Origin of the sequence: Terrimonas ginsenosidimutans, assembly GCF_022012415.1 — a bacterium.
GTDB classification, from domain to species: Bacteria; Bacteroidota; Bacteroidia; order Chitinophagales; family Chitinophagaceae; genus Terrimonas_A; species Terrimonas_A ginsenosidimutans.
Map to the genome: position 1 here is coordinate 495,711 of NZ_JAKLTR010000002.1, position 16,669 is coordinate 512,379.

14 protein-coding genes are annotated in these 16,669 nt (G+C 46.5%); 9 read left to right on the forward strand and 5 right to left on the reverse strand.

What is annotated here, in order from left to right:
• Window positions 1-214: 214 nt before the first annotated feature.
• Window positions 215-1,111 (reverse strand): helix-turn-helix domain-containing protein, encoded by an 897-nt coding sequence (locus LZZ85_RS04540; RefSeq protein WP_237868835.1) that lies wholly within the window; start codon window positions 1,109-1,111, stop codon window positions 215-217.
• Between the two features lie 195 nt (window positions 1,112-1,306).
• Between LZZ85_RS04540 and moaA the strand changes: the two genes are divergently transcribed.
• From moaA to LZZ85_RS04575, 7 genes are all read left to right on the forward strand, one after another.
• Window positions 1,307-2,290: a GTP 3',8-cyclase MoaA gene (gene moaA / locus LZZ85_RS04545; protein WP_237868837.1), complete on the forward strand. Its 984-nt coding sequence runs from the start codon at window positions 1,307-1,309 to the stop codon at window positions 2,288-2,290.
• Between the two features lie 321 nt (window positions 2,291-2,611).
• Window positions 2,612-4,873 (forward strand): xanthine dehydrogenase family protein molybdopterin-binding subunit, encoded by a 2,262-nt coding sequence (locus LZZ85_RS04550; RefSeq protein ID WP_237868844.1) that lies wholly within the window; start codon window positions 2,612-2,614, stop codon window positions 4,871-4,873.
• A 29-nt stretch (window positions 4,874-4,902) separates the two neighbouring features.
• Window positions 4,903-5,367 carry a (2Fe-2S)-binding protein gene (locus tag LZZ85_RS04555; RefSeq protein WP_237868846.1) on the forward strand — a complete coding sequence of 155 codons (465 nt, stop codon included), beginning with the start codon at window positions 4,903-4,905 and terminating at the stop codon, window positions 5,365-5,367.
• A gap of 49 nt (window positions 5,368-5,416) precedes the next feature.
• Complete coding sequence (locus LZZ85_RS04560; RefSeq protein ID WP_237868848.1) at window positions 5,417-6,082, forward strand: cytochrome c; 666 nt, start codon at window positions 5,417-5,419, stop codon at window positions 6,080-6,082.
• A gap of 193 nt (window positions 6,083-6,275) precedes the next feature.
• On the forward strand, window positions 6,276-6,914 hold the full coding sequence (locus tag LZZ85_RS04565) for a peroxiredoxin family protein (RefSeq protein WP_237868856.1): 639 nt from the start codon (window positions 6,276-6,278) through the stop codon (window positions 6,912-6,914).
• Window positions 6,899-8,635: an ATP-binding protein gene (locus tag LZZ85_RS04570; protein ID WP_237868863.1), complete on the forward strand. Its 1,737-nt coding sequence runs from the start codon at window positions 6,899-6,901 to the stop codon at window positions 8,633-8,635. Before LZZ85_RS04565 ends, LZZ85_RS04570 begins: the two co-directional genes overlap by 16 nt.
• A 239-nt stretch (window positions 8,636-8,874) precedes the next feature.
• Window positions 8,875-9,057 (forward strand): hypothetical protein, encoded by a 183-nt coding sequence (locus LZZ85_RS04575; RefSeq protein ID WP_237868865.1) that lies wholly within the window; start codon window positions 8,875-8,877, stop codon window positions 9,055-9,057.
• A gap of 184 nt (window positions 9,058-9,241) precedes the next feature.
• On the opposite strand, the gene LZZ85_RS04580 is transcribed toward LZZ85_RS04575, so the two are convergent.
• The 3 genes from LZZ85_RS04580 to LZZ85_RS04590 all read right to left on the reverse strand — a co-directional run bounded on the left by LZZ85_RS04580 (window position 9,242) and on the right by LZZ85_RS04590 (window position 13,524).
• Entirely contained in the window at window positions 9,242-9,670 is a 429-nt protein-coding gene (locus LZZ85_RS04580) for a hypothetical protein (protein WP_237868867.1), read from the reverse strand.
• Between the two features lie 141 nt (window positions 9,671-9,811).
• The gene (locus tag LZZ85_RS04585) at window positions 9,812-12,817 is read right to left on the reverse strand and encodes a sensor histidine kinase (RefSeq protein WP_237868878.1); all 3,006 of its coding nucleotides are present in this window, start codon (window positions 12,815-12,817) and stop codon (window positions 9,812-9,814) included.
• A 71-nt stretch (window positions 12,818-12,888) separates the two neighbouring features.
• Window positions 12,889-13,524 (reverse strand): response regulator, encoded by a 636-nt coding sequence (locus LZZ85_RS04590; RefSeq protein WP_237868880.1) that lies wholly within the window; start codon window positions 13,522-13,524, stop codon window positions 12,889-12,891.
• Between the two features lie 169 nt (window positions 13,525-13,693).
• Here LZZ85_RS04590 and LZZ85_RS04595 point away from each other — a divergent pair, with 169 nt between their 5' ends.
• Both LZZ85_RS04595 and LZZ85_RS04600 read left to right on the forward strand, forming a co-directional pair.
• Window positions 13,694-14,113 carry a hypothetical protein gene (locus LZZ85_RS04595; protein ID WP_237868882.1) on the forward strand — a complete coding sequence of 140 codons (420 nt, stop codon included), beginning with the start codon at window positions 13,694-13,696 and terminating at the stop codon, window positions 14,111-14,113.
• 15 nt (window positions 14,114-14,128) lie between these two features.
• Complete coding sequence (locus LZZ85_RS04600; protein ID WP_237868884.1) at window positions 14,129-14,722, forward strand: hypothetical protein; 594 nt, start codon at window positions 14,129-14,131, stop codon at window positions 14,720-14,722.
• 187 nt (window positions 14,723-14,909) lie between these two features.
• Here the strand turns inward: LZZ85_RS04600 and LZZ85_RS04605 are convergent, their stop codons facing one another.
• Window positions 14,910-16,580 (reverse strand): molybdopterin-dependent oxidoreductase, encoded by a 1,671-nt coding sequence (locus LZZ85_RS04605; RefSeq protein WP_237868886.1) that lies wholly within the window; start codon window positions 16,578-16,580, stop codon window positions 14,910-14,912.
• Between the last annotated feature and the right edge of the window lie 89 nt (window positions 16,581-16,669).

Sequence of the window (16,669 nt, forward strand, 5' to 3'; positions counted from 1 at the left end):
TCCGGTTTTACCTGCCATTATAGCGGATTGTGTGAAGTTTGGCACGTGTTGCGGCCGTCGCTTCGCTATGGCGTAGGGTTCCGACTGATGTACGCAGATATAACCAGGCAGATACGCAGATGAATTTCTGTCAACAAAATCATCTGCGCATCAGCGCCTTGATCCGCGTCCATCAGCGGGAACCCACGCCACTCAATTGTCGTGAGTTGCGCGGCTAATTAGAATTCCGGTATTGATTGGGCGTGATGCCAACGCGCTGTTTGAATAGCCTTGTAAAATGCTCAGGGTATTTGAATCCCAGCTCTGCAGAAACCTGGCTGATGGACTTGCTCAGGTCAAAGATCTTTTCCTTAGCAACATCTATGATCCTGGATTGGATATATTCCTGCGCGGTCTTGCCGGTTTCTTTTTTTACGAGGTCACCAAAGTAGTTTGAAGAAAGATTCAGTTCGCCGGCGCAATACGCCACAGAGGGTAGTCCCAGCGTTTGGGCCTTGTCAGCTTTGAAATAAGCGTTCAGTAAGTTTTCAAAGCGCTCCAGTATCCCATGATTAACATTTTCGCGCGTGATGAACTGGCGGTCATAAAACCGTTGTGCATAGTTTAGGAAGAGCTCTATGTTTGAAGCGATCAGTTTCCGGCTGTGTTTATCTATCGCGTGTTCCAGTTCGTACTGGATCTTTGAAAAGGAATCCAGTACAAGTTTTCTTTCGCGTTCAGAAATGTGAAGCGCTTCATTGGCTGAGTAAGAAAAGAAGGAATAATTCTGTATTGTTTTTCCGAGAGGCGTGCCATGAATAAGATCGGCATGGAATACAAGGGCGTGTCCTTTGGGCTGATAGATCTCACCATTACTATTCAGTCCGGCCACCTGGCCCGGTGCAAGAAACACCAACGTGCCTTCCTGGTAGTCATACAGATTTTTCCCATAGGTCAGGTCTCCGCACTTCACATCTTTCAAAAAGATCGTATAAAAACCGAAATACATTTTTGAACCTGAACGGGGATCGGCCTTGGAAAGATCCACCACACTGACCAGCGGGTGCAGTGTCTCATTCTTATTGAATAAGTTGTAGTCGGTTACGGTCTCGAAACGCCTCATATTATCCATGACATCTGCGATTTAATGACCGAATTTAGTGTTTTTATCCCCTGCGGCGGGTTCCCAAAGCCAGGATCAGGAATTTTGGCAGTAAATACCGCAATATGTATAAGCCGGGGGCGAAATATTTACGGCAACTTTAGTGATTATCAGGACAGGCAGCAGTAAATCATTCAATTCCGCACTATTATCCGCACCTAAAACATGATTGTTGACACTTACGATAGAGCGCACACTTACTTAAGGATCTCCCTTACGGATCTTTGCAATTTGCGTTGCGCATACTGTATGCCCGAAGAACACTATCATTTTATGCCGGTGGCCCACCTGATGCAGCCAGCGGAGATTGAAACAATTGCGAAAACATTTGTATCACTAGGCGTAAACAAGATCCGGCTAACGGGTGGTGAGCCGCTGGCACGCTGCGATTTTAATGCGATCCTGAATAGATTATCGCCACTCCCGGTTGAATTGAGCCTGACCACTAACGCCACATTGCTGCATCGTGAACTGGACAACATTCAAGCCGCTGGTATCAATAGTTTAAATATCAGCCTCGATACGTTATGCCGTGAAAAGTTCCGTGAACTTACACACAGGGATCTGTTTGATCAGACCTTCCGGAATATCCATCTTGCTATTGAACGCCGGTTCAATGTTAAGATAAACATGGTAGTGATGAAAGGTGTAAATGAAAACGAGATCCTGGATTTCATCAAATGGACAAAAGAGCAACCTGTTGAGATCAGGCTGATTGAATTCATGCCCTTTGCAGGCAACCGGTGGAAAGGCGCGCAGGTATTTTCGCGAAAAGAAATGCTTGACCTCATCAGCGCCACTTATGAGATAGAGCAATTACCCGTTGCAGAGCATTCGACAAGTTCTGTCTTTCATATTCCGGAACATGCCGGAAATTTCGGCGTGATCAGTACCATGAGCGAACCGTTTTGTGCAGGATGCAATCGCATGCGGCTGACAGCAGACGGGAAAATGAAAAATTGCTTGTTCTCGAAAGACGAAACTGATCTGCTGTCTGCGCTAAGAAATGGCTTACCATTGGAACCGTTGATCAGGAATAATATTCTTGCGAAAGCAGCAAAACTCGGCGGTCAGTTCGGAAACAGTCCGATAGATGAATTAAAAGGAGATGAGCTGATCAATCGCAGCATGATCAGCATTGGCGGGTAGAATCCGAGGCAATCAGTAATAATGGTAGAAAATCCTGTAATTCGTATAGCTGATCAATTCGGTTGAAAGAAGAAATTTGGATCAGTAACCAATCTGTACATCCGCGCCCTGATCAGGGGAGATCTGCGTGGACCTGCTTGCCGGAAGCAGGCTGGCTGGTCCTGAAAAGGTTGTTTTCTTTCAGATGAAGCCTGATCCTGATGAATCGTGTGTACATATTTTATTGTAACTTTTGATCAGAAAAGGATAACAGCTAAATTGGTGCAAGACAATTACGGGCAATAACATCACATACAAACCTTATAATTCAACACAGTCAATATGGAAAAGGGCAATTCAACTAATAGCAGGCGGGCGTTTCTCAGATCTTCCGCATTGCTTGGCGGAGGTCTGATGATCCATTTCAGCGGACTGACGAGATTCAGCCCTGCTGAAAAACTCGGAAACATTGATCTTCCCGAGCAATGGAATGAGATAAACGGTTATGTCAAAATAACGGCCGACAATCTCATCAAGATCATTTGTCCTAATCCGGAATTCGGGCAGAATGTAATGACCTCGCTTCCGATGATCGTAGCGGAAGAGTTGGATGTTGACTGGAAGAAAGTGATCGTAGAAATGGGCCCGCACGACAATGTGAAGCTGGGCCCGCAATTTACCGGGGGAAGTAATTCGGTGAGGATGTACTGGAGGCCGCTTCGCCAGGCAGGAGCCGCAGCACGTCATATGTTGAAAGAAGCAGCCGCACAAACATGGGGTGTACCGGTGGAAGAAATCACTACCAAAGCAGGAATGCTCTTTCATGAAAAATCGGGAAAATCTGCCAAATATGGTGATGTTGCCTCAAAAGCAGCAACTGTGCCGGTTCCGAAAGACATCAAGCTGAAAGACGTAAAGAGCTTCAATGTAGTGAGGCATTCGCAGAAGAACGTTGAAGGAGAGAAGATCGTAACGGGTAAACCATTGTTTGGTCTTGATTATACACACGAAGGAATGCTGATCGCGATGATCGAACATCCTCCGGCGATCGGTATGAAGCTAAAATCATTTGATGCTTCCAAAACCCTGCAAATGCCGGGCGTGAAAGATGTGTTCACATTGAAATTGTTTGAAGATGGATTTGAACAGGGAGGATTTGATACAAGAACATTCAATGACCTGCTGGTAGTGGTGGGTAAGTCGACCTGGGAAGTAATGAATGCCCGGAAAAAACTGGTGGTGGAATGGACAGCCGCCGGTGATACCAAAGATTATGCAGGAGGCCGGAATGGAAAAACAGAAAGAATTGTGCCGGGAGAGCTGGAAAACACCGACAGGCAATACCAGAAGATGCGCGAATTCGCTGATAAGCCTGCGCAACAGTTAAGAAAAGATGGCGACCCGGAGACGGCGTTTAAAAATGCAGCACAAATCATCGAACGGACTTATACTGCACCCTTTCTTGCGCACAACTGCATGGAGCCGATGAATTTCTTTGCCCATGTAACAGACGAAAAAGCTTTACTCGTAGGGCCGCTCCAGGCACCGGGCTGGACGGAACCAACGCTGGTAAAACTGCTCAATCTTCCCGCCGATAAGATCGAGATCCAGATGACCCGGATGGGAGGAGGTTTTGGCCGCAGAGCTTACGGACATTACCTGATGGAAGCAGCACTGATCTCAAAAAAAGTGAAAGCGCCGATCAAGCTCATGTACACGCGGGAGGATGATATGACCTATGGCGTATATCGCCCGATGTATACTGCTACTTACCGCGCGGCGCTCGATGCCAATAAGAACCTGATCGCCTTTCATGTAAAAGGCGGCGGCATTCCGGAACATCCCATTCATGCCAACAGATTTCCTGCCGGAGCTGTAGATAATTATTTAGCAGAAGGTTGGCAGATCCCTTCCAATATTACGACCGGTGCATTCCGCGCACCACGTTCCAACTTCAATGCAGCCGCAGAACAATCTTTTTTGGACGAAGTAGCTGAAGCAATGGGTAAAGACCCGATCGAATTCCGGCTCGAATTGCTGAAGCGGGCAAAAGAAACGCCTGTGGGTAAGAACAATGAGTATGATGCTGACCGGTATGCCGGTGTACTGAAGCTGATCAGGGACAAATCAGGATGGAACAAACCTGAAAATAAAAAGTATAACCGTGGAGTGGCTGCCTATTTCTGTCATAGTTCTTATGCAGCGCATGTGGTGGATATGGTGATGAAAGACGGACAACCTTATGTTGAAAGAGTGTTCAGTGCAATGGACTGTGGCATCGTAGTGAATCCTGATGCAGCTACCAATATGGTGCAGGGAGCTGTTGTGGATGGTATTGGTAATGCTTTTTATGGAGGATTGATCCACAAAGATGGTGTTGCCCAGCAAAACAACTTCAATAAATACCGCATCATCAGAATTAACGAAGCACCCAAAAAGATCGACGTGAGTTTTGTGCAAAATGATATTGATCCTACCGGGTTGGGCGAGCCTCCGTTTCCCCCGGTGTTTGGGGCAGTAGCCAATGCGTTGTACAAAACATTGGGGAACCGTTTATATCAGCAACCATTTGCTGTTCCTGTAACCGATAAACGCGCTTTTTAATCTCATCTTTCATCACTTATATTTTTACTATGATCAAGCTGACAATAAATAAGAAAGAGCATAATGTAGATGTTGATCCGGATACACCATTACTGTGGGTGTTGAGAGATACGCTCAACCTGGTAGGAACGAAGTATGGCTGTGGTGTGGCCCAATGCGGGGCATGCGTAGTGCATCTTAATGGCGAAGCTGTTCGCTCCTGCGTAACAAAAGTAAGCCGGGCGGAAGGGAAGAAAGTGGTTACTATCGAAGGTCTATCCGAAACGCACACGCATCCGCTGCAAAAGGCGTGGCTGGATCTTGACGTGTCTCAATGCGGGTATTGCCAGGCAGGGCAGATAATGTCTGCCGCAGTATTGCTTAAGGAAAATAAAAATCCAACTGACCAGGATATTGATGACGCCATGGCTGGTAATATCTGCCGTTGCGGAACTTATTTGCGGATCCGCGAAGCGATCCATGCTGCCGCCAAAATACAGCGGCAGGATGCATAGTCCCGACTATTCATTCTGATACTAATGATCCACATAAACTACTACGTAAGTGAAAAAACGATATATACTTCCCGTCAGGACAATGGCCATCTTGCTGCTTCTTTCATCACTGATCATTTTTATGAATTTCCGATTCAAAAGTGAATCCCTGATCAGGAACTCCGTTGTGGGGCAGGCTCATACGGAATTCTTGAAAACGGAACTCAATGCTAAGGATAGTGTAGCGTCAGTTAAAGCTTTCGCTGAGGTGTATAAGGTATTAATGAGTCCGCGGTGTATGAACTGCCATCCTTCGGGGGATGTCCCTTTGCAGGGAGATGACAGCCATTTGCATGCAATGCTGCCGAAGCGCGGTAAGGATGGAAAAGGTCTTTACGCTATGAAATGCACTAATTGTCACCAGCCAACAAATATCGAAGGTCTGAATAAACCGCCTGGTCATCCCGACTGGCACTTACCTCCCGCAAATATGAAAATGGTTTTTGAGGGACGTACACCGAACCAACTGGCAAAGCAGTTGGTAAATCCGAGGACGAATGGGAACAAATCAATGCAACAATTGATAGAGCATGCAGATGATGGTCTCGTCAAAGCGGGTTGGAACCCGGGTGAGGGGAGAACGCTGCCGCCCTTAAGCCATGAAGAATTTAAAAAGGTCTGGATCACCTGGATCAAGACTGGTGCATATGCCCCGCCACCAATGAAAGCGAAATAATAAACACTGCTATTCCTGCCGGCATAGTGGCAATTTGAGCACCATAGCCGGATCATTAATTAAGATTTAATGGAATAATCTTGCAACTGTCACGCCCAGCGGGTAGTTTTGCGACCTGCATTTGACCGAAAGTGATTATTCTGTCGTATGTTTGCGATGCAGACCATCCAATATTCCATTAATCGACACCACCATGAACCAACCATCCCGGCAACGGCCTGGAAGTAACCTGTTGAGGAAACTTCTTTTGGCGATGATCTTAGGGATCAGTCTTTCCGGCATCTCCTGGCTTTTCTGGACGCATGAGCTGAAATATCAGTTACCTACTGCGGTTCCGTCAAACTACCAACAAGTACAGCCAGGATCAAGTTTAGCGATCTCATTACCTTTTGACATGAACGGCGAGAAGCCTGTCTTTCTCCATTTTTTTAACCCGGACTGCCCCTGTTCAAAGTTCAACATCAGGCATTTCAAGGAACTGGTCGCCACTTATGGTAACGCGCTCGATTTCGCCATTGTGGCAATGAATCCCGATCAACGTTACTCAGTGGCTGATATACAGGACAGGTTCGACCTCAAACTGCCAGTTTCTTTCGATACAACCCTTGCCACTACCTGCGGGGTATACTCCACGCCGCAGGCAGTGATCATCGAACAGAATAAATTATTCTTCCGGGGTAATTATAATAAAAGCCGTTACTGCACAGATCCGGAAACGAATTATGCGCAGATGGCCATTGATTCGCTGCTGCTTCATAAAAACAATCTTCCATTCGGTCCGTTGGCTTTTAAGGCTTATGGCTGTGAACTTCCGACATGCAACAAACAATAATCACAGAAGAAAGATCTGATCAGCGGAACGCAGAATCGCAGCATCTTCAGAACATTTTACTGCAGTACCGGAAATCATCCGACAAAACAATTCATTATTTTCTGGCGGCTTATTTCTTATTCGGACTCTGCCTTGCGTTCTTTTATGACACATGGCTGATCGCGACGGGCATCGGTGGCTTAGCGTTGCTTGCCTTCTATTCCACACGGCTTTTGCTGCCAAACTCCAATGCTTACCAGTATGTGCTGAGTGTTGTATTGGGTATATTCATGGCGCAATTCATCTACCAGATGCATGGCATGTTCGAAATGCACTTTGTAGCCTTTATCAGCAGTGCAGTACTGATCATTTACCAGAACTGGCGGCTGCAGATCCCTCTCACGATCGTTGTGATCGCCCACCATGCCTTATTCGGCTATCTGCAGTTCTCCGGTGCCAGCGATGTTTATTTTACGTCAATGCCTTATATGGATGTTGAAACATTTGTGATCCATATCCTGTTGGCAGGTATCGTCTTTTTTATCGGTGGTTTATGGGCATACCGGCTCAATAAATATAAAATTGCCAGTATCGGACAAACTTTTCAACTGGGCCTCCTGCTGGAAAAAGAGAAGCACAATGAAGAGCAGAGAAGATCGCAGGAGCGAATTGCGAAATCGGAAGCTAACCTTCGTGGCGTTTTCAACAATACTGATGTTGGGTTCATTCTGATGGATCTTGAATACAGGTTGATCTCTTTCAACGGAATTGCCAGCACCTTCTCCAATCATATCATGGGACACCCACTCGTAGCAGGTGGCAGCTACCTGGATCATGTGCCGGAAAATAGGAAAGAAATGATCAGCTCTTCACTGAAGCGGGTGCTGAACAGGGAAGTACTGCAATATGAAATTGATTACCCCGGTCTCAGGAATGCAGGACAACTCTGGCTGCACATCAGCATGCACCCTGTCACGGATGACCGGCAGAACCTGATCGGCATCAGTGTTTCTCTCAGCAATATCTCACAGATCAAGCGGCATGAACAACAACTGGCTTCTGAAAAAGCAAAGAAACAGATTGAGATCACGGAAGCAGTTTTTATTGCGCAGGAAAAAGAACGTTCGGAACTAGGAAGGGAGCTTCACGATAACGTAAACCAGCTACTAGCCGCAGCCACTCTTTATACACAAACTGCCAGGAGGACTGATGCCGAGAGGGACGAGCTATTAAAGACCTCGGAAACCTACACGAAAAAAGCAGTCGAAGAGATCAGGAAACTCTCCAAACACCTTGTCACACCCAGGCTTAATGATTTTGGCCTGATCAATTCAATACGGGGAATTGCAGAAGATCTGATGTTAGTACATGAATTGCGGATCAACATCTCCAGCTTTAATTTCGAAGAAACTCATTATGATGAGAAATTCAAGTTGAACATTCTTCGTATTGTGCAGGAGCAGATCAATAATACGTTGAAATATGCGCAGGCGGAAAACATCGATATCCATTTTTCCGTCCATGATGATCATCTTCTTATTACAACATCAGATGACGGCGTTGGATTCAGTATGACACAGCGTACAAAAGGAGTGGGGCTCACCAATATGATCAGCAGAACGGAGCTTTACAGGGGTGAGATCACCTTTGACGCCGCACCCGACCAGGGTTGTTTTATTGCTATTCGTTTTCCATTGGCTGAACTGGGTCAGGACACAGACCGGGAAGCGCTCGTGGCCTGACCGCGTCAGTCGGGTCAAACCTCCACCTTCGGATGGAATGAAAAAACTATCAGGCTATTTCTACACACGCTGTTCAACTGTCCCGATAAATCCACACACCCTGAAATACCTTCCCGGAAGATATCCGGGTATTCCCGTAGTTATCACAAGTAATTACGATGGTTTATCCATCTTATTATTTATCAGGCATCATGGTACATAGTTTGATTAATACTCAGTCCAACAATCAATCTTAAACTATGAACCCAAATTCCAATACTGTTACGACAACAATTACAACGCTTAGCATTGTGCGTAAAGAGAACCAGGCGATGAAAGTTGTTCCTACCAGTCTTGAAAACATCGAAAAGAACTCCGTCAAACAAACGACAATGATCTCTTCAAAAGGATATATCCGTGTGCCGAAACACGATTATCTATAAATATCTATCAGCAATCAGCAACCGAAGCGGAGAGGAGGATCCTCCCGCTTTTTTCTGCCTGAAACAGATCAAAGTAAAAAGGCAAAGTAGAAAGTAAAACTAAACTCCGGGCATTGAATACTCTTTGCTTACCAGGGTCGATTTTTATTTTCTACTTTGCCTTTTTACTTTTTTTTCCGATAGGTCAGACCTCTTTCCGGGTAAGGTATTCAGTTGAAAGAAAGATGCTGAAGGATTCTATGATCTCGTAACAGGACGTCCATGGAGGCCAGTGAACGGGTAACTGAGGAGGGTGAAGCAGGTGGTAATGAAGCCAGAGCCGTTCATGGCCGTAAGCCAGTACTTCGATCCCATGATGCGCAAGGGGGATCGTGCAGATGGCCCAGTCCGACTTTGCTGATTCAGCGATATGTTGCGCAAGATCCTCAAGGTCCGCGACCGGATAAGCAGCGAATGCCGGATCCGGATACCTAAGTACGCGATCGCAAAGAGAATGCAGTTGAAACTGCCTTTCAAGCAACCCCGCTGTTGCAATTTCCCCAAAAGCAACACTTTCCCCATAATTTGACAAAATGGTACAGATCGAATGCACTAAAACAGCCGTTGAACTCATACCGATTGGTATCAAAAAGAAGACCAGCTATCAGTGCCCTACAGCACAGGCTAAGAGATAAGGAGGAAATGGAGGAAGGATCTAGTCTTATTTATAAAGTAAAGCGGATACTGCTGTATAACTGATCGGGAAAGCCGGTGGTCAGGCAGGTGAACCGGGAATGAATAACCGGAACAACGTATTACCCGGCCTGCTTTCCACTTTAACGGAAATATGCAGCAGTGCTGCCAGATCCTTCACGATCATTAAGCCGAGCCCGGTTACCTGCTCCGGAGGTCTGGGATCAGCATCCGCGTGCTCATTGACCCAGGTGATGAGTTCTTCAGACATTCCAATTCCTGTATCATGAATAATGAGTTCACAACCAGTAGCGGATCTTTGTGCGGTGATAGTAACAACACCACCCACTGTTACCTTCACAGCATTATCTACCAGGTTGTGCAGGATGATGGAGAATAGCAGTTCATCTGTCTGAACATCGAGGGCAGCGCTAACATTGGAGCGCAGAGTGGTTTCACGCTCGTTGGCAAGATCCTGGAAAATGGTTAGTTTTTCCTCAAGCAACCGGGCCAGCTTCACCGTCACGATCTGACGTTGTCCTCCATTCATCTGGCTGCGGATATACTGAAGGATATTGTTCATCAGGTGATAAAGGCGCCGGGTATGATGATAGATAGACTCGGTGAATTTACCGTAAGACTCCGGATCCAGGTTTTGAATATTCTGACTGATGCGCTCGAATGTGAACATCAGGTGTTTCATTGGCGCTTTAATGTCATGGCTGAACGCCGCCAGTAACTGCTGTTGCAGTTTCGTCTGCTGACGAAGGGTCTGTTCGGAAAGCGTAAGTTCTTCCAGCGCTGCCTGCAACTCTGCGGTGTTTTCTTTTATCTGCTCCTGCAACAGGATATTTTTTCTTCTGACTATCCGCAACCTCAGCCTGATGATCCCCCAGGTCAATACAGCTGCGATGATCACCAGCAGGACGAATGCAACAGGTTGCAGAAACCATGGAGCGGGCACGTGCAGCGGCATCGACCATTCAAGAAAGTTACTTTTACCAAAGCCGTTTTGTTTGCGGATACGCAAGGTAAAATCGCCTGTAGGTAGTGTTGTTAGATTGATCGTCCGGTTATCAGGCACAGGATACCAGACAGGTTGTTCCCCTTTTTTTACCAGCGCGAAGAAGATGCGGAGATTGCTTGCGTGGCTCCAGTTGGCGGTAGAGATCCTGACAGTGAGTTGAGACATACCTCGCGGTACATTCAGCACGGATGCCAATGACACCGGTCTGTTATCAATCAGTATTTCATCCACAGTGAACGGATAGGAAGGATAGGTGCCCGCAATGGAATCAGGCATAAACGACACGACACCGTCGATGGATGGCAACGTTATGCGCCCTCCGGATAACATGCTCCCGCAAGGCTGACAGCCCCCGTTGAATTCATTTGTGTTCAAGCCCTGCTCTGTGGAATAATACTGATAATACGGATGAAGTAATCTGTCGCGGCTGTAATTGACCAGGTCGTTTTTACTTATCTGGAAAAGACCTTTATTCGTCGGGATCCAGAAATTGCCGCCTGGATCTTCGATGATACAATGACTACTCCGCAGATAACCCTTAGTGTCCAATGGCATCCGCCAGGCCTGCCCGTTATCAAAAAGAGAAAAGCCATCGCCATAAGTTGTTACCCATGTACGTCCTGACTTTTCCGTATAAATGCTACGGATATACTGAGTGGGTAATGCTGTTGAAAGTAATGCAGAAGAGCCGTTCCGTTTGAGCGTATATAATCCGTGCAGGGTACCGATCCACATGGTTGAGTCGGTCGCCTCAGCAAGACAGGTGACATGCGAGGGAAGCTCGATGATCAGCGCTGCTGTATGCAAACCATTTTTCACATTGATCCGATATAGGCCCAGTTGCGTACCGATCCAGATACTGTTATCCAATCCACGATACAGCGCGTTGACGGCCGAGCTCATTAGCAGGCTGTCCAGCACTTGCGTCGCATCATGATTCAGGCGGAAGACCCACCGTTCTTTTTTTGTCCAGATAAAACCGTCCGCATCTTTCAGCATCGTGTATTTGTCAGATACCAGTGGCATCAACGGCCTCCGGTCTTTACTGATCTGTCCGCGATCGATGATCATGCCCTGACCAGTCAGTAGCCTTCCCGGCTGAAATTCCAGCAGCGAGTAAAAGATATTGAAACCGTGTGCCGTTTCTGCTCTGCTATTGATAAAAGGAGAAGTGATAAACCGGTATAAGCCTTCTGTTGCACTGCCTAAAAAAAGTTGCTGTGTTACCGGAGAAAGAAACGCGCAATTGATCACATGCTGATCCGCATCGAAATCATTTAAGACAAGCCGGCAGGAAAATGTATTTCCTGATTTGGTGATCTCGAAGAATTGCCGGTCGTTATACAGGATCAGATTCCGTCCATCCGTGCTGCGGAAGATCCTGAAATTGCTTTTTAATGCCCCGGTCAACCCGGATATGGAAAATTTCCGGATGCTATCCTGCGTGAAGCCTTCAATATATCCTTCCTCTCGTAGCTGAAACAGATCATCTCCCAGTGTGAAAAAATGATCCGCGGGTAAAGCCACATTTACCTGCTGCTTCCATACCAGTTGCGTTCCTTTGTATTTTGCAATATAATTTCGCGTTAAGTCATAGTGAGCGGCTACGCTTGTAAAGAATACAACAGTATCCGTATAGAGGCCCGCTCCGCGATGCCAGGCGGGCAGGGGGTCATGCTGAGCGGTTTCATTGCGGTGGAGTGAAAGAGCCCGGAGGCGTGCCGGGTAAAAAACGGAATCGTTAAGCACTTTTCCCCCTTCAAGCCGGACGATCTCCTGGAAGGAGTTGACCGCGTACAGTTTTTTTACCGGCCCATCATAAAGAAAATCTCCAAACCGGCTGGAATTCACCTGTATATTATGCCGCGAGAACTGTTCAAATCTTTCTCCATTGAACCTGACCAGGCCATCTTCTGTACAGAGCCAAAGATTTCCAACCTCATCCGCGGCTATTGCTTTGATGCTATTCTGAGGCAGACCGTTCTCATCTGTGTAACGTATGTGCTGGTACCTGCTGGTATCAACATCGGCAGCGTATGCCGAAGGGATACTTCCGTGCATAAAAGATATGACCATTATCTTCAGAAGAAGAACACGAACTGCACGATTTAAAACCGGTCTGAACGAAATCATTAACTGAGTTGTTTGATCTTTTCCGCCAATTCTATCACATTGGAAACTTTCAACTTATCGAATATACGGGCCTTGTAAGTACTGATCGTAGATAATTGAAGATGCAATGTCTGTTTGATCTGGCTCGAGGAATAACCTTTTACCAGTAGCTGCATGACCTCGAGTTCTCTTTGTGATAGCTCTGATAATTCGTTGACTGCTGCACTGGGATCGATAAGCTTTTGCAATAATTGTTCTTTCACCGTTTCGCTTACGTACGACTCGTTATTCAGAATTTTCTGGATCGCGATTTTGATCGTTTCGGGTGGAGATTCTTTGTGCACATAGCCATTGGCTCCCGCTTTCATGTAACGCAGGGCATGAACCTTCTCTTCATAGCTGGAAAATATGAGTATGGGCAAATGAGGAGCTCTGAGACGGGCAGCTTCGATCATGGTAGCGGATCCGCCGCCTGGAATATTGATATCCAGGATCAGCAGGTCGAACGACCGCTTCTGCAGTTCCTGGACCGCTGCGGTGAACGTTGCGCTTTCTGTAACTGAAGCGGATGGGTACATCTCCCTGATCAATAAATTGATCCCCATGCGAACGATACTGTGATCTTCGGCAACAAGGAACTGTAAGGATGGTGACATTGTCCGCAATTTAGATGAGATTACTATGTGAAAAAAAATGGGGTGAATAGTTTGACATTTGTCAACAAAACGACCAGCTTTCTTTGTAGAATTAATTCTATACCCACTAAGTGATTACTTCTACTTTTCCGCCGGAATAAGCGAACTAGCTTTGTACAAACATCCAACCATGTATCAACCACCTATCCAACCCAATGCTGGTTTTCAGGCAAACGATTATTACAATCTGCATTCGTCAACCGCCGTCAGGCTTGCCCTGATCACCGATGAGCAGCAAACCGTACAGCAGATGAGACAGATTTTAGCAGGTTCGCTTCAATCCCGGAAGTATACATTTGATCATTACGCGGACTTCAGTTCGGCCACTACCGCTCATTCTTCCACCGGGAAGATGATCGTATTCGCCAGGATTGCGATGCCAGGTTTTTTCGATTTCTTAAAAAAAGTAGATCATTCAGGAGTCAGGATCATTGCTCTCATCGATGATATTGCTGATGAGCTGCTGGCGGCAAGATTGCTGGAACTTGAATATGTGCTGAAACCATCCATTCAACCTGAAGCTATCCTGAGATCATTGCGATTATCATAAACTTTCTGTTCCTGTATGCAATTTATTTTTGTGCTGCTGCTTGCATTGGCCAGCAGGCATGATGACACCGGCATGCGTAAACCCGCACCGGCACCATTTACGCTGAACGTTTCTATCAGCCAGGAGGGTGCAACGGTAAAACTGCGATGGCGCGGGCCGATGAACCCGCAAGGCTGCTGTTTTACTATCGAAAGAAAATTGAATGGACGATTTTATACGATCGATTCTGTGACCGGGAGCGGTAGCCAGGACTATATCTATACTGAAAAGTATCCGTCTGCAGGCACTCATGTGTATAGGATCCGGTGTTTGCAAAAAGGGCAAACGTCTTTGAACAGTGATGAGAAGTCTATCAACATCTCAGCCGCAGACAGGTTGATCGTTTCCGGTTCACCGGGTTCCAGCAGCCTGGTCGTCTTTCACACAATCGCCGGGCAGCATGAACGGATAGTACTCTTCAATAAAAAAGACCAGGAGATCAATAGTTACCAGGTAATCCCCGGCCGGACATTCACGACGGTCTCACTACCAGGCGTTGCGCCGGGGTTGCATTATCTCGGCCTGGTCAGACCCGGCACTGTTATCTATTATCCCATTGTTATTGATTAGTATTCTTGCTATGACGGAGGTGACTGTTCTTCGAATCGGTTTGTGTTGAAGAGATCGCTGCAGTTAATGGTAGATGCGACCCGGTTACGCAAGAAAGACCGGCATACAGAGTCTTGTACCGGCGATAAATTCCCCACAGCTCATTGGAAAAAGCGTACAGGCTTATTGACGCGGGCCTGTTAACAGGTTACGAATTAGCCAGCAGGTCAAAATATTCTTCATCTTCATTCTTTCCGCCAAAACCTTTCCCAACGGTTTTGTGCGTTTCAACAAATTCGATAGACCTGATCCATTTGACCATTTTATAACCAAGCTGATTTTCTACTCTTAGCCGCAATGGCGCACCATAAAGATCAGGAAGTGGTTGATAATTCATTTCCCAGGCGAGGATCGACCCGGGTTTGAGGCAATTGTCCAGTGTATGCGTATCGTAATATGTGCCGCCATACAATCCTTCTCCGAAGGAATAGAACACGATGGTGGTAACGGATGAATGCGGTTTAACGAGATCTGCAAGTGCTTTTAAAGGCAGGCCACGCCATTGCGCAATCCCTGACCATCCCTGGATACAATGATGCATGGTGATGGTCTCATCCGATCCTAATGCTTTCAATTCATCCAGTGACAATTCAACAGGATTTTCAACCAGCCCGCCGATTTTCAATTTATAACCGGCATAATTCTCCAGTGAAAGATCTTGCCATTCTTTAGACACCGGCATTTTACCGTTAGGCCAGAAGAAAGGAGAAATATCTTTTTTGGTAAAATACCGTCTTGGTTTGAGTTTATTGATTGACAGACGCCATAACGTGCCATTTAATTTTGCTTCGGCATATTGCAGCCACCTGGGGCGGCGCCAGGAGATCCAATGTGCAGCAATGCAGGTTCCTATCAGCAAGGCGATCAATACAGCACCGATGTATAGTCCGGCCGGATCATTCGGATCATCTGTTCCCACCGTGATATGATTCAGGTTACGCGCTAATCCTGTTGCAGCAACCATCGCCACATGAATAATGATGAAGACCAGGTAAGAGGCCATCACAAGAAAATGAACTGACCTTGCCCCCTGACGGTTACCAAATATTTTAGGGAACCAGTGAAACCTGTTTTCTATCGCAGGAGACATTGCCATGCCGGATAACATTGCGAGAGGCGGTAATACAAAGATCACTGAGAAATAAGCAAGCTGTTGTAAGGCATTATACTGATAAAACCCATTGGGCTCTACTGGCATATGAAACGTGGCGTAATGGACGAATATGCTCCAGGCATCGGGAAAGGTTTGCCAGGAAGCAGGAACGAGTCTTTTCCAATGGTCTGTGAAAAAGATGAATGAAATAAATACTAGTCCATTCACCAAAAAAAATGGAACATGGATAAAATGCCAGCAGCGGGCTAATCCAACTGTGTGGCGATATCCCGGCAAGCCTGCAAGCGGGCTGATATATCTTGCATCGTCTTTGGCGGTCCATACCCGGTCTGCAGGAACCTTCAACGGTGTAAACCTTATCCATTCAGATCCGGGCTGGCAGCTATTGTTCCAATAAAGGCGCGGGTGATCCATCAGGATGGAAAGCCCGCTTCGCACGAGTAATATCAGGAAGAAAAAATTGATCCAGTGAGTGAATCTGACAAGTGCGGGAAAGCCGGCAGTGCCCATTGATCCGGTAGGATTCTCAGATAAAGCAGGATCAGCAGGAAGTCCCATGATCAGATACTGGATCCACGCAGCCAGGAGGGCAGATCCAATGATCACCATAAGCAGGATCACCGCTGTTGGTTTCGCTTTGATCACAAAACGTCTGTCGGGTGGAAAGGCAACCGCCTTTTCTGCTGAGGAGAATTGAGGGATCATTGGGATATTTATGAGTTATACAGACATATATTTTAGAACTCCGTCTTTACGATCTGACTACCGCCAATCATCCTGGCCAGAACATCAGA

Coding starts and splice junctions, on each gene's coding strand:
- LZZ85_RS04580 (WP_237868867.1), bottom strand. CDS start 9,670: ATGAGTTCAACGGCTGTTTTAGTGCATTCGATCTGTACCATTTTGTCA.
- LZZ85_RS04575 (WP_237868865.1), top strand. CDS start 8,875: ATGAACCCAAATTCCAATACTGTTACGACAACAATTACAACGCTTAGC.
- LZZ85_RS04605 (WP_237868886.1), bottom strand. CDS start 16,580: ATGATCCCTCAATTCTCCTCAGCAGAAAAGGCGGTTGCCTTTCCACCC.
- LZZ85_RS04590 (WP_237868880.1), bottom strand. CDS start 13,524: ATGTCACCATCCTTACAGTTCCTTGTTGCCGAAGATCACAGTATCGTT.
- LZZ85_RS04555 (WP_237868846.1), top strand. CDS start 4,903: ATGATCAAGCTGACAATAAATAAGAAAGAGCATAATGTAGATGTTGAT.
- LZZ85_RS04595 (WP_237868882.1), top strand. CDS start 13,694: ATGTATCAACCACCTATCCAACCCAATGCTGGTTTTCAGGCAAACGAT.
- LZZ85_RS04540 (WP_237868835.1), bottom strand. CDS start 1,111: ATGGATAATATGAGGCGTTTCGAGACCGTAACCGACTACAACTTATTC.
- LZZ85_RS04550 (WP_237868844.1), top strand. CDS start 2,612: ATGGAAAAGGGCAATTCAACTAATAGCAGGCGGGCGTTTCTCAGATCT.
- LZZ85_RS04570 (WP_237868863.1), top strand. CDS start 6,899: ATGCAACAAACAATAATCACAGAAGAAAGATCTGATCAGCGGAACGCA.
- LZZ85_RS04565 (WP_237868856.1), top strand. CDS start 6,276: ATGAACCAACCATCCCGGCAACGGCCTGGAAGTAACCTGTTGAGGAAA.
- moaA (WP_237868837.1), top strand. CDS start 1,307: ATGATTGTTGACACTTACGATAGAGCGCACACTTACTTAAGGATCTCC.
- LZZ85_RS04600 (WP_237868884.1), top strand. CDS start 14,129: ATGCAATTTATTTTTGTGCTGCTGCTTGCATTGGCCAGCAGGCATGAT.
- LZZ85_RS04585 (WP_237868878.1), bottom strand. CDS start 12,817: ATGCACGGAAGTATCCCTTCGGCATACGCTGCCGATGTTGATACCAGC.